11 protein-coding genes are annotated in these 12,313 nt (G+C 64.1%); 10 read left to right on the plus strand and 1 reads right to left on the minus strand.

What is annotated here, in order from left to right; all coding sequences use genetic code 11:
- From IVA75_RS18790 to IVA75_RS18835, 10 genes are all read left to right on the plus strand, one after another.
- On the plus strand, positions 1–1,062 hold the full coding sequence (locus IVA75_RS18790; protein ID WP_247283290.1) for an ABC transporter ATP-binding protein: 1,062 nt from the start codon (positions 1–3) through the stop codon (positions 1,060–1,062).
- On the plus strand, positions 1,059–1,256 hold the full coding sequence (locus IVA75_RS18795) for a hypothetical protein (protein WP_247283301.1): 198 nt from the start codon (positions 1,059–1,061) through the stop codon (positions 1,254–1,256). The genes IVA75_RS18790 and IVA75_RS18795 overlap by 4 nt, the downstream gene beginning before the upstream one ends.
- Positions 1,253–2,668: an amidase gene (locus tag IVA75_RS18800; protein ID WP_247283303.1), complete on the plus strand. Its 1,416-nt coding sequence runs from the start codon at positions 1,253–1,255 to the stop codon at positions 2,666–2,668. Before IVA75_RS18795 ends, IVA75_RS18800 begins: the two co-directional genes overlap by 4 nt.
- On the plus strand, positions 2,665–3,642 hold the full coding sequence (locus IVA75_RS18805) for an ABC transporter ATP-binding protein (protein ID WP_027570095.1): 978 nt from the start codon (positions 2,665–2,667) through the stop codon (positions 3,640–3,642). The genes IVA75_RS18800 and IVA75_RS18805 overlap by 4 nt, the downstream gene beginning before the upstream one ends.
- A 95-nt stretch (positions 3,643–3,737) precedes the next feature.
- Positions 3,738–4,007, plus strand: a complete 270-nt coding sequence (locus IVA75_RS18810; protein WP_007605178.1) for a GlsB/YeaQ/YmgE family stress response membrane protein — start codon at positions 3,738–3,740, stop codon at positions 4,005–4,007.
- A gap of 253 nt (positions 4,008–4,260) precedes the next feature.
- Complete coding sequence (locus IVA75_RS18815) at positions 4,261–6,006, plus strand: type I secretion system permease/ATPase (RefSeq protein WP_247283305.1); 1,746 nt, start codon at positions 4,261–4,263, stop codon at positions 6,004–6,006.
- Entirely contained in the window at positions 6,003–7,337 is a 1,335-nt protein-coding gene (locus IVA75_RS18820; protein WP_247283315.1) for an HlyD family type I secretion periplasmic adaptor subunit, read from the plus strand. The genes IVA75_RS18815 and IVA75_RS18820 overlap by 4 nt, the downstream gene beginning before the upstream one ends.
- Before the next feature lie 178 nt (positions 7,338–7,515).
- Positions 7,516–8,994: an AMP nucleosidase gene (locus tag IVA75_RS18825; protein WP_247283317.1), complete on the plus strand. Its 1,479-nt coding sequence runs from the start codon at positions 7,516–7,518 to the stop codon at positions 8,992–8,994.
- Between the two features lie 77 nt (positions 8,995–9,071).
- Positions 9,072–9,347 (plus strand): DUF1488 family protein, encoded by a 276-nt coding sequence (locus tag IVA75_RS18830; protein ID WP_027570099.1) that lies wholly within the window; start codon positions 9,072–9,074, stop codon positions 9,345–9,347.
- A gap of 265 nt (positions 9,348–9,612) precedes the next feature.
- Complete coding sequence (locus IVA75_RS18835) at positions 9,613–11,139, plus strand: hypothetical protein (RefSeq protein WP_247283319.1); 1,527 nt, start codon at positions 9,613–9,615, stop codon at positions 11,137–11,139.
- A 67-nt stretch (positions 11,140–11,206) separates the two neighbouring features.
- Here the strand turns inward: IVA75_RS18835 and IVA75_RS18840 are convergent, their stop codons facing one another.
- Positions 11,207–12,295: a Zn-dependent alcohol dehydrogenase gene (locus IVA75_RS18840; protein WP_219682968.1), complete on the minus strand. Its 1,089-nt coding sequence runs from the start codon at positions 12,293–12,295 to the stop codon at positions 11,207–11,209.
- Positions 12,296–12,313: the final 18 nt, after the last annotated feature.

Genomic DNA, 12,313 nt, shown 5'->3' on the forward strand with positions numbered 1-12,313 from the left:
ATGAGCGAAGTCAGCACGTCAGTCGTAATGCTGGAGCCGATCGAAGACCTCGGCGGCGTCGCCCAACCGCTGCTCCAGGTCAACGGCCTGACCAAGCATTTCCCGGTGCGTGGCGGCCTGTTCGCCGCAAAGCGCACCGTGCGGGCGGTTGATAATGTCTCGTTCACCGTTGCCAAGGGCGAGACCGTCGGCATCGTTGGCGAGTCCGGTTGCGGCAAGTCGACCACCGCGCGGCTGCTGATGCATCTGATACCGCGTGACACCGGCGATATCATCTATGATGGCATGAGCATCGGGCAGTCGCTCTCCCTGCGAGAGCTGCGCCGCGGCATGCAGATGGTGTTCCAGGATTCCTACGCCTCGCTCAATCCGCGCCTGACCATCGAGGAATCGATCGCCTTCGGCCCCAAGGTGCACGGCATGGCCGACGCCGCCGCGCGCGCGCTGGCGCGCGAGCTGCTGGGCAAGGTGGGCCTGGTTCCTGCAAACTTTGCCAACCGCTACCCCCACGAGATCTCCGGCGGTCAGCGCCAGCGCGTCAACATCGCGCGTGCGCTGGCGTTGTCGCCGCGGCTGGTGATTCTCGACGAAGCGGTTTCCGCGCTCGACAAATCGGTCGAGGCGCAAGTGCTCAATTTGCTTGCCGACCTCAAGAGCGAGTTCGGCCTGACCTATCTCTTCATCAGCCACGATCTCAACGTCGTGCGCTACATCAGCGATCGCGTGCTGGTGATGTATCTCGGCGAGGTCGTCGAGCTCGGCCCGGTCGACCAGGTCTGGGACCAGCCGGCGCATCCCTATACGCGCGCACTTCTTGCCGCGATGCCGTCCTCGGATCCGGATCGCCGCACCGAGACGCCGCCGATCACGGGCGACCCGCCCAATCCGATCGATCCGCCCTCGGGCTGCCGCTTCCACACCCGTTGCCCGTTTGCGGAGCCGCTCTGCGCAAATGCGACACCAAAACTCACCGCGCTCGATAGAATGGGCCACGAGGCCGCGTGCTACATGGCGATCCCGGGTTCCGGCCATAGCCGCGCGCCCAAGGAGGAAACCGTATGACGAGACCGACGACAAAAGAGATCAAGGCGACGGCACAGGTCGCCGGCGTTCCCGTCGACGACGAGATCGCGACGCGCATCTCCAATTCCATCGGACCGGCCTTCGAGGGCTTTGCGGCCATTGCCGGCACGCTGCCGTTCGATCTCGAGCCCGCGCTCTATCCGATCGCGCAGACTGGCAAGGTCTCGAAATGAGCACCGAACCGGAATTGATGACGCTCACCGAGGTCGCGCGCGCGATCGCGATGAAGCAGGTGTCCTCGCATGAGGTGACGCGCGCGCTGCTGCATCGTATCGCGCAGTGGCAGCCGCATCTCAACGCCTTCATGTCGATCGAATCGGAGGCGGCGCTGAAGGCTGCCGATGCCGCCGACGCCGAACTCGCCAAGGGGGAAGTCCGCGGTCCGCTGCATGGCGTGCCGCTCGCGCACAAGGATATGTATTACGACGCAGGTCACGTCGCGACCTGCGGCTCGCTGATCCGCCGCGATTTCGTTCCGACCGTCACCTCGACTGCCTTGCAGCGGCTGAAGAACGCCGGCCAGGTTCGGCTCGGCACGCTGCATCTGGCGGAGTTCGCCTATGGCCCGACCGGTCATAACGCCCATTATGGTCCGGTTCGCAATCCCTGGAATGTCGCGCACATCACCGGCGGCTCGTCGTCAGGCTCGGGCTCTGCGGTCGCGGCGCGATTGACCTATGCCGCGCTCGGCTCCGACACCGGCGGCTCGATCCGCATGCCCGCGCATTTCTGCGGCGTCACGGGATTGAAGACCACGGTCGGCCGGGTCAGCCGCGCCGGTGCGATGCCGCTGTCGCAGTCGCTCGACACAGTCGGCCCGCTCGCCCGCACCGCCGAGGATTGCGCGCTGCTGCTGGCGCTGATGGCCGGCCCTGATCCTGAGGATTCGACCTGCAGTCATGAGCCGCTGTCTGACTATGTCGGCGCGACCAAGGGCTCGCTGAAGGGCCTCAAAGTCGGCGTCCCCTCGTCCTTCTATGTCGACGATCTCGACGGCGAGGTCGCGCGCGTGCTGGACGAAACCATTGCGGTGCTCAAGCGCGAGGGCGCCGACATCGTCACGGTTGAGCTGCCCGACCAGCGGCAATTGTCCTCGGCAAGCCAGCTCGTGCTTGCAGCCGAAGCCGCCGCTTTCCACAAGCGCTGGATGATCGAGCGGCCGCAGGATTATGGTCCGCAGGTGTTGATGCGGCTTCAGAACGGGCTCGCGGTCCCCGCCATCACCTATCTGGAGGCGATGCGCTGGCGCGGACCGGCGCTCGCTGCGCACAACGCTGCGACATCAGGTGTCGATGCGATCATCGCGCCCGCGTCGCCGGTGCCGGCGCCGACGATCGAGGAGAGCGACGTCGGCGGCGGGCCGAACGCGCCAGCGCTGTTGCAGCGGCTGACGCTATTCACCCGTCCGGTGAATTACCTCGGCCTGCCCTCGCTCACGGTGCCCTCTGGCTTCACCAAGAGCGGTCTCCCGGTCGGCATGCAGCTGATCGGCCGCTCGTTCGATGAAGCGACGCTGCTCACCATCGGCGCCGCATTCCAGCGCGCCACCGACTACCACGCCCGGCTGCCGAAACCGCCGTCATGACAAAGCTCGTCGAGATCTCAGGCCTCAATATCCGCTTCACCGGCGAGCGCACGGTCTATGCCGTGAACGATCTCAGCCTCTCGCTCGGCGACGGCGAGGTGCTGGGCCTGCTCGGAGAGTCCGGTTCGGGCAAGAGCGTGACCTTGCGTGCACTGATGCGGCTGTTACCGAAGAAGCGCACGCAGATCACGGGCAAGGTCAACGTGATGGGCCGCGACGTGCTCGCCATGAACGACGAGCAGCTGTCGTCGTTCCGCGGCCAGACCGTGTCGATGATCTTTCAGGAGCCGGCGCTCGCGCTCGACCCGGTCTACACCATCGGCGCGCAGATCGCAGAAAGCGTGGTGCGTCACGAAGGCAAGTCTTACGCGGAGGGCAGGGCGAGGGCGCTCGAAATGCTCGAGGTCGTGCGCATTCCTTCGGCCAAACGCCGGCTCGATGCCTATCCGCATGAGATGTCCGGCGGCATGCGTCAGCGCGCGATGATCGCGCTGGCGCTCGCGTGTCGTCCCAAGATATTGCTCGCCGACGAGCCGACCACCGCGCTCGATGCCACCGTGCAGATCCAGATCCTGCTGCTGTTGCGCGAATTGCAGCGCGAGTTCGGCATGTCCGTCATCTTCGTCACCCATGACATCGGGGTCGCCATCGAGATCTGCGACCGGGTCGCGGTGATGTATGCCGGCCAGATCGTGGAGCAGGGCACGCTTCGCGACATCGTCCGCTCGCCGGTGCATCCCTACGCCAAGGGCCTGCTCGCCTCGACCGTCCACGGGGCCAAGCGGGGACAGCGGCTCGAGACCATCCCCGGCACCCCGCCGTCGCTCGGCGAGAGGCCGCACAACTGCTCCTTTGCGCCCCGCTGCGCCGTAGCCCAGCCGCGCTGCCTGGAACAACTGCCAGGGACTGTGGAGGTCGGCCCGGGCCGGGCGGCACGGTGCGTGCTGGCGGAGCCGGTCACCGCACTGTCCTGATATTTGACCGCGACCGGGAAGTGGGGAACAGCATTCACACCTCGTTCATCCCGGTTCCGCTTCCCTGGAACCGTTCACGGAGAGGGACCTCACTTATGTACATTTCCAATGAAGGCCTGCTTGTCATCCTGTTCGTCGGCCTGGTGGCGGGTTGGCTGGCCGGCAAGGTGGTGCGCGGAACCGGATTCGGCATTATCGGCGATATCGTGGTCGGCATCGCCGGCGCACTGGTGGCAAGCTTCCTGTTTCCGAAGCTTGGCATTCACATCGGCACCGGACTGATATCGGAGATCATCTATTCCGCGATCGGCGCGGTCATCCTGCTGCTGGTGGTGCGGTTGGTCCGCGGCGGTGGCCGGTTCTAATGGCGCCCGAGTTCAATTGATCGAACTTTTGACCTCTCCCCGCCCGGGGACATGTCTGCAAGAAAAAGCCGCAAGATCGTGAGAATCCGGACTTGCGTGCAGGGCCGGTCGGGGGTGATGTGGGCCATAGGGGTCCCGGGTATTCGACTGCGTTGGGCGATGAGCGCAAACGCGATGTTAATCCGGGTCAATTACTCCTGAATTTGCCTTTGAAATCAGGGACTTTGGCCCCTACCCGAAAGAGATCAGACTGATGGCAGCCGTTCCCGGCGTCCGCCGCTCAGAGCTCGGTGATGCGCTGCGCGCCTGTCGCACGGCGTTTGTCGGCGTCGGCTTGATGAGCTGCATGATCAACCTGCTCTATCTGACCGGGTCGATCTTCATGCTGGAGGTCTACGACCGGGTGCTGCCGAGCCGCAGCATTCCGACCCTGGTCGGCCTGATCGTCCTCGCCAGTTTCCTCTACATGGCGCAGGGCGTGCTGGACATGATCCGTAACCGGATCCTGGGCCGGGTCGGCACCGCGCTGGACGAAGCCCTGAACAAGCGGGTGTTCGACACCATCGTGCGCCTGCCGCTGCTGGTCGGCAGCCGCAACGAGGGGCTTCAGCCGCTGCGCGATCTCGACAATGTCCGCTCCTTCCTCGGGGGCATGGGACCGAGCGCGTTCTTCGACCTGCCCTGGCTGCCGCTCTATCTCGCCATCTGCTTCGCCTTCCACGTCATGATCGGCGTCACCGCGCTGGTCGGCGCCGTCATCCTGGTCGGGTTGACGCTGGTCACCGAGTTCATGTCGCGCCAGCCGGCGAAGGACGCGATGGGCCTTGCCGCCCAGCGCAACGATCTCGCCCAGGCCAGCCGCCGCAATGCCGAAGTCATGGTGTCGATGGGTATGGCCGGCCGGATGAACGCGCGCTGGAGCGAGGCCAACGAAAAATATCTCGACGGCAACCAGCGTGCGAGCGACGTCGCCGGCGGTCTCGGCGCGGTCGCAAAAGTGCTGCGCATGATGCTGCAATCGGCCGTGCTCGCCGTCGGCGCCTATCTCGTCATCCATCAGGAGGCGACCGCCGGCATCATCATCGCCGGCTCGATCCTCTCGGCCCGTGCGCTCGCGCCGGTCGACCTCGCGATCGCGCACTGGAAATCCTTTGTCGCGGCACGCCAGAGCTGGCACCGCCTGACCCGACTTCTGGAGCAGATGCCGGCGCAGACGATGCCGACCCAGCTGCAGGCGCCGACCAGCCGCCTCTCGGTCGAAGGCATCGCCATGGTGCCGCCGGGCGACCAGCGCCTCATCGTGCAGGACGTCACCTTTGCGCTCGAAGCCGGCAACGGCCTCGGCGTGATCGGACCGAGCGGCTCCGGCAAGTCGTCGCTGATCCGCGCGCTGGTCGGCGTCTGGCAACCGGTCCGCGGCAAGGTGCGGCTCGACGGCGCGGCGCTCGACCAATGGTCGTCGGACATGCTTGGCCGCCATATCGGCTATCTGCCGCAGGACGTCGAATTGTTCGGCGGCACCATCGCGCAGAACATCAGCCGCTTCGATCCCGAGGCCACGTCTGACGGCATCATCGCCGCCGCCAAGGAAGCCGGCGTGCACGAGATGATCATCAAGATGCGCGAGGGCTACAACACCCAGGTCGGCGAGCAGGGCACGGCGCTCTCCGCGGGCCAGGCGCAGCGCGTGGCACTGGCGCGCGCGCTCTATGGCAACCCGTTCCTGATCGTGCTCGACGAGCCCAATTCCAATCTCGATACCGAAGGCGACGAAGCGCTGACCCGCGCCATCCGCGCGGCGCGCGAGCGCGGCGCCATCGTCGTCGTGGTGGCACATCGCCCGATCGGCGTGGAAGCGGTCGATCAGATCCTGGTGCTGCGCGACGGCCGCATGCAGGCCTTCGGGCCGAAGGAGCAGGTGCTCGCCCAGGTGCTCCAGCCGCGTGTGACGCCGCCGGCGCCGATCAAGATCGTCAGCGAAGGCGGAGCCAAGGCATGAGCACGATGGCGCTCGGCGGGGCGAAGCCCGCCGCGAAGCGGACCGTACGGCAGTCGATCCGGTTTCACCTGATGCTCGGGCTTGGGATCGTGCTGGTGCTCCTGGTCGGGCTCGGCGGCTGGGGATCGACCGTGCAGATCTCGGGCGCGCTGATCGCGCCCGGCCAGATCGTGGTCGAATCCAACGTCAAGAAGGTGCAGCATCCGACCGGCGGCGTGGTCGGCGAGCTGCGCGCTCGCGATGGCGACGTGGTCAAGGCCGGTGACATCGTGGTGCGGCTGGACGACACCGTCACCAAGGCCAACCTCGCCATCGTCACCAAGAATCTCGACGCGGCGCAGGCGCGTGCCGCGCGGCTCCAGGCCGAGCAGCGCGGGATCGACAGGATCGACTACCCGCAGGCGCTGCTCGATCGCGGCAACGATCCCGACGTCAAGGCGCTGCTCTCCGCCGAAACCAAGCTGTTCGACGTTCGCGTCAACGGACGCGCCGGCCAGAAGGCGCAGCTGCGCGAGCGCATCCAGCAGCTCAACGAGGAGATCGAGGGCCTCTCCGCGCAGGAGCGGGCCAAGGACAGGGAAATCTCGCTGGTGCAGCAGGAGCTCGTCGGTGTCCGGGATCTCTATGACAAGCACCTGGTGCAGATCTCCCGCCTGACCACGCTCGAACGCGACAGCGCCCGCCTCAACGGCGAGCGCGCGCAGTACATCGCCTCGCGCGCGCAGGCCAAAGGCAAGATCACCGAGACCGAGCTCCAGATCATCCAGGTCGACAAGGACATGGTCAGCGAGGTCTCCAAGGATCTGCGCGAGACCAACGACAAGATCGGCGAAATGATCGAGCGCAAGGTCGCCGCCGAGGACCAGCTTCGCCGCGTCGACATCCGCGCGCCGCAGGACGGCATGGTACTGCAATCGACCGTGCATACGGTTGGTGGCGTCATCACCGCCGGCGACGCCCTCATGCTGATCGTGCCGCAGGCCGACGATCTCCAGGTCGAGGCCAAGGTCAATCCGGTCGATATCGACAAGCTCCAGATCGGCCAGAAGACGCTGCTGCGCCTCTCCGCCTTCAACCAGCGCACTACGCCCGAGCTCAACGGCGTCGTCAGCCGCGTCTCGCCCGACGTCACCACCGATCAGCGCACCGGCCAGAGCTACTACACCATCCGCGTCTCGCTGTCCGCGGAAGAGGTCGCCAAGCTCGGTGACTCCAGGCTGATCCCCGGCATGCCGGCGGAAGCCTTCGTCCAGACCGGCGACCGCACCATGCTGTCCTATCTGATGAAGCCGCTGCACGACCAGTTCATGCGCGCGTTCCGGGAGAAGTGACGCGCGAAGGCGCGTCATCGCCTCCTTTCATCATTGCGAGCGCAGCGAAGCAATCCAGGTTGCCTCCGCGGCGAGATTTCTGGATTGCTTCGCTACGCTCGCAATGACGGGCGGCTTCTTTCTTGCTTTAGTTTTCTTGCTATAGTTCGATTCAGTCCCAGCAACCTGGCGTCGAACAATGCAATCCATCCAATCTCCACCCTCCGTCGCCACCGAATCCTTTTCCGACGCCGGCCTCGCCGTCGCCCGCCTCGAAGAGATCTACGAGCGCAACACGAAGTTCCTGCGAGACCGGTTCGAAGCTTACGTCAACGGCGAGGCAATCACGACGCGGGTGCGGGCCTTCTATCCCTTCGTCCGTGTCACCACCGCGACGCATGCGCGGCTGGATTCGCGTCTCGCCTACGGCTTCGTCGCCCGGCCCGGCGTGCACGAGACCAGCGTCACGCGTCCGGATCTGTTCCGGACTTATCTGACCGAGCAGATCGGATTGTTGATCCAGAACCACGGCGTTCCGATCGAAATCGGCGAGTCCGACGAACCGATCCCCGTTCACTTCGCCTATCGCCGCGATATCAACATCGAGGCCGCCATCACCACCAGCGAGAATTCGCCAGTGACGCGGTCGCTGCGCGATGCGTTCGACGTGCCTGATCTTGCGACCATGGACGATGCCATCGCCGACGGCACTTTCGAGCTCCAGCCTGGCGCGCCCGAGCCGCTGTCCCTGTTTCGGGCGGCCCGCGTCGACTACTCGCTGCGTCGGCTCTACCATTACACAGGCACGGACCCCGAATATTTCCAGAACTTCGTGATCTTCACCAACTATCAGTTCTACGTCGACGCCTTCGCGCAACTCTGCCAGCAGCGGCTTCAGGCTGGCGAGGCCGGCCTTGATGCCTTCGTCGCGCCAGGCAATGTGATCACGCGCAGCGGCGGCGCGACGACGGGCGTTGCGCCCGCGCGCGGGCCGCAGATGCCAGCCTTCCACCTGGTCGCGCCCGGCTATCGCGGCATCACCCTGATCAACATCGGCACCGGTCCGTCCAACGCGCGCAACGTCACCGACCATGTTGCCGTGCTGCGGCCCCATGCCTGGCTGATGCTCGGCCATTGCGCGGGCCTGCGCAACACGCAGCGGCTCGGCGACTACGTGCTCGCCCATGGCTACGTGCGCGAGGACCATGTGCTCGATCGTGAATTGCCGCTGTGGGTGCCGATCCCGGCGCTCGCGGAGATGCAGGTCGCGCTCGAGGAGGCGGTGGAGGACGTCACCGGGCTCGAAGGATTCGAGCTCAAGCGCCTGATGCGCACCGGCACCGTCGCGAGCGTCGACAACCGCAATTGGGAGATCAGCGGGCCCGATGTCATTCGCCGCTTGTCGCAGTCGCGCGCGGTTGCGCTCGACATGGAATCGGCCGCGATTGCCGCCAACGGCTACCGCTTTCGCGTCCCCTACGGCACGCTGCTGTGCGTCTCCGACAAGCCTCTGCACGGTGAGATCAAGCTCGCAGGCATGGCCAGCGAATTCTACCGCCGCCGCGTCGGCCAGCATCTCGAGATCGGCTTGAAGGCGCTGGAACGGCTCAAGCAGCAGGAATCCGAACGGCTGCATTCGCGAAAGCTCCGCAGTTTCGCCGAAGTTGCGTTCCAGTAGGCGATGGATTGCCTTTGCTGCTGACAAGCAGCGGGATTTTCGGCATTTTCGGCGCGGGGGTCGACCGGGACGATTTGATGCCACTCATGCGCGACAGGATCATTGGCCATGATCTCGAACGGCTCGCCTTTCGCTTCACCATGCTGAACGACGACGAGGTCGTGCAGTGCCAGATCAGCGACGCCGCGATGGACGAGCTTGCGGGCATGCAGGGCACCGAAAGCAGCGCGCGGCAGGCCCAGTTCCTGTCGCTGCGCGAGACCATCGAGCGGCTCGCATCGGACCTTTACGACGAAGCGCCGCGGGTCAGGGGTCATGTGGTGCGGATCTTTACGCGACATTTGCAGCGGTAGGTCTGCTCCTGCCTACGCCGTCATACTCGGGGCTTCATCCAGCCATTCATGCGCTCGGTCGAGATCCGGTCTTGCCGGGCTTACCGCCCTGCTGGCAGTCATTTCGATGATCGTCGGTTCCCCTAAGTATTCGCTAACCAAACGATCTTTTCGCGAGCCATCAGCAAATTGCACAATCAATTCTTATACACCTCGCGATTGAATACTCGTATAGGTTGATCACAGGCTGCCCCAACGTCGTTGTTTCGATCTGGTAGAAATCATCATGGATGCGCGCGAAGCTCTAAGTGTCCAAGCGTTTGGGAGAGCAAAAAACGACCAACAACGTTCTGAAGTCGGAAGTCCATATCTTCCTGATTTCACCGGCCCCGCCTGTGATCGCCGAGAGTCGCTTGCAAATCCAGCAAAGAGTAATGGCGCGGCAAAAGACACTGGTGGGAATGGCACGCCGCGCGAGCCCGAAGGCCGTGTCCATCCAGAGCAGGCGTTGGCTACGAGTTGGCCGCTCGCGATCACCCTACTGATGGTGTGCGGGTTTGTAGGCCTTGGCCTCCGTTACCTCACCCGGGAGCACGCCACAGTCGACGCCTTTCAGTTCCTGATCCCTTGGTATACCTTTGCTCGAGATCACGGTATTGGCGCGCTGGCCGAGGGCTTCACCAACTACACCCCGTTTTACAGCTACCTCCTGCTGATCGCCACCCGATTTGATTGGCTCGGCCAGCCACTTTCCCTTGTGAAGATGATCTCGGCAATATTCGAGTTCGGTTGCGCAATCGTTGTCGCCCAGATGGTCTGGCGAGCTACAAACGTGCCATTGCGCGCCTCTGTAGCCTTCTGCGCGGTCTGGCTTGCACCGACGGTGATCTTTAACGGTGCATTGTGGGGGCAGGCGGATTCGATCTGGACCTTCTTCACGCTGCTTTCTGCGGCGCTGTTCATGCGGGACCGGAATGGCATTTTGCCATTCGCAATGGCATCTGCGGTGAAGGCCCAAGCTGTATTCTTGGGCCCCTTCGTGTTGGGTATGATTCTGCGCCGCAAGATCCGCGTAGCATGGCTCGCCGCTGTTCCCGGAGTCTATGTGGTGCTCGCCATTCCGGTTCTCATCGCGGGCAGATCCTTGGTCTCTGTGTTCACGGTTTATATCGACCAAGCTAACACCTTTCATCAACTTTTCATAAGTGCGGCGAACATCTGGGTGTTCGCTGCAGGCACGCCGTACGTAATCGGAGTCGCCATCGGCGTGGTGCTCGCAACGGCCAGCGGGCTTGCCTTGTCGATCTTCATCACGCAGTCCAAGCGCGGGGGGCCGGAGTTTATTCTGCTCGTCGCGTGTGTCTCGCTCATGCTCATGCCGTACCTGCTGCCGAAGATGCACGAGCGCTACTTCTATGCATTCGAACTTGCGTCCATCGCCCTGGCCTGCCTCAATCTGCGCTATTTGCCCTTCGCGGTAATTGCGCAGGTCGATGGCGTGTTATCCTATCTCGCTTTCGATCGCGGGATCGTCATGGGGCTGCCGCCGGCGGCGCTCTGCAACACCTTTATCGCGTCATATCTCGTGCTTGACCTTTGGCGCAGCGAACGTGACTTTCGCTTTCCGAGACTTGCCTGGCTTGGATTCGCCGCGTCGACTGCCGGATTGCTCTGCTATTTAGTATTCGCAGGTAGCGGCTGGAACATGTCGCCCGCGTACCTGCTCGCCACGGGCCTTGCCACGGCCATGACGTTGCGGCTCTTCAAAGAGTCGCGTTCCACCTCGGCCGAAGGTTCTGACCGGTCAGCTTGACTTTATCACTCCGGCTGTGAGCACGCCGCGCAAAGTGCCTCGCGTGCCGAGGACCGCGTCTGTTGCATCAGCTGTCAAACATGATCACGCTGCGCAGCGTCTTGCCGGCTTTCATGTTTGCAAAGCCTTCGTTGATCTCGGAGAGCTTCAGCTTGGCCGAGATCCAGTCTTCCAGGTGCAGCCGGCCGCGCAGGTAGAAATCCACCAGCCGCGGCATGTCGACGCGAAAATGGTTCGAGCCCATCGAGGAGCCCTGGATCCTGCGCTCGCGCAGGAAGTCGAAGCCATGCAGCTCGATCTTCTGGCCGAACGGAATCATGCCGACGATGGTGGCCGTGCCGCCCGAGGCGAGCATGCCGAAGGCCTGCTCGGCGGTCTCCTTGCGGCCGAGCACCTCGAAGGAATGATGCACGCCGCCATTGGTGAGATCGCGCACCTGCTTCACGACGTCGCCGTCTGCCGGGTTGATGATGTCGGTGGCGCCCAGCTTGGTCGCGAGCTGGAGCTTGGCCGGATTGGTGTCGATGGCGATGATGCGGCCGGCGCCTGCGATCTGCGCGCCGTTGATCGCAGCCATGCCGACACCGCCGCAGCCGATCACGGCCACGGTCTCGCCGGCCGTCACCTTCGCCGTGTTCACGACCGCGCCGTAGCCGGTAATGACGCCGCAGCCGATCAGCGCGGCGAGATCGAGCGGCATCTCCTTGCGGATTTTGACGATCGCGTTCTCGTGCACCAGCATCTGCTCGGCGAAAGAAGAGAGGTTGAGAAACTGATGCAGCTTCTCCGAGCGGGCCCACTGCATCCGATTAGAGGCGCCCGGCAGCAGTTTTACGGTGGTGTCGGTGCAGAGCACCGTGCGGCCTGTGGTGCAATTGTCGCAGGTGCCGCAGAACACGGACAGGCAAGTGACGACATGGTCGCCCGGTTTCACATAGGTGACGTCGGAGCCGACCTGTTCGACGATACCGGCGGACTCGTGCCCGAGCACCGCAGGCAGCGGATGCGGATACAGGCCTTCCATGAAGTGCAGATCGGAGTGGCAGAGACCTGCGACCGACGTCCGGATCAGGACCTCGCGCGGGCCGGGCTTCGGCAGGCTGACATCCTCGATGACCAGAGGCTTGTTGACTTCATGGAGGACGGCGGCCTTCATCGAGCACTCCCTATCGCT

This window comes from Bradyrhizobium sp. 134 (assembly GCF_023074155.1).
Lineage (GTDB): Bacteria > Pseudomonadota > Alphaproteobacteria > Rhizobiales > Xanthobacteraceae > Bradyrhizobium.

Bases quoted from the DNA above. Each gene is read 5' to 3' on its own strand.
- IVA75_RS18790 (WP_247283290.1), top strand. From the start codon at position 1: ATGAGCGAAGTCAGCACGTCAGTCGTAATGCTGGAGCCGATCGAAGAC.
- IVA75_RS18795 (WP_247283301.1), top strand. From the start codon at position 1,059: ATGACGAGACCGACGACAAAAGAGATCAAGGCGACGGCACAGGTCGCC.
- IVA75_RS18800 (WP_247283303.1), top strand. From the start codon at position 1,253: ATGAGCACCGAACCGGAATTGATGACGCTCACCGAGGTCGCGCGCGCG.
- IVA75_RS18805 (WP_027570095.1), top strand. From the start codon at position 2,665: ATGACAAAGCTCGTCGAGATCTCAGGCCTCAATATCCGCTTCACCGGC.
- IVA75_RS18810 (WP_007605178.1), top strand. From the start codon at position 3,738: ATGTACATTTCCAATGAAGGCCTGCTTGTCATCCTGTTCGTCGGCCTG.
- IVA75_RS18815 (WP_247283305.1), top strand. From the start codon at position 4,261: ATGGCAGCCGTTCCCGGCGTCCGCCGCTCAGAGCTCGGTGATGCGCTG.
- IVA75_RS18820 (WP_247283315.1), top strand. From the start codon at position 6,003: ATGAGCACGATGGCGCTCGGCGGGGCGAAGCCCGCCGCGAAGCGGACC.
- IVA75_RS18825 (WP_247283317.1), top strand. From the start codon at position 7,516: ATGCAATCCATCCAATCTCCACCCTCCGTCGCCACCGAATCCTTTTCC.
- IVA75_RS18830 (WP_027570099.1), top strand. From the start codon at position 9,072: ATGCCACTCATGCGCGACAGGATCATTGGCCATGATCTCGAACGGCTC.
- IVA75_RS18835 (WP_247283319.1), top strand. From the start codon at position 9,613: ATGGATGCGCGCGAAGCTCTAAGTGTCCAAGCGTTTGGGAGAGCAAAA.
- IVA75_RS18840 (WP_219682968.1), bottom strand. From the start codon at position 12,295: ATGAAGGCCGCCGTCCTCCATGAAGTCAACAAGCCTCTGGTCATCGAG.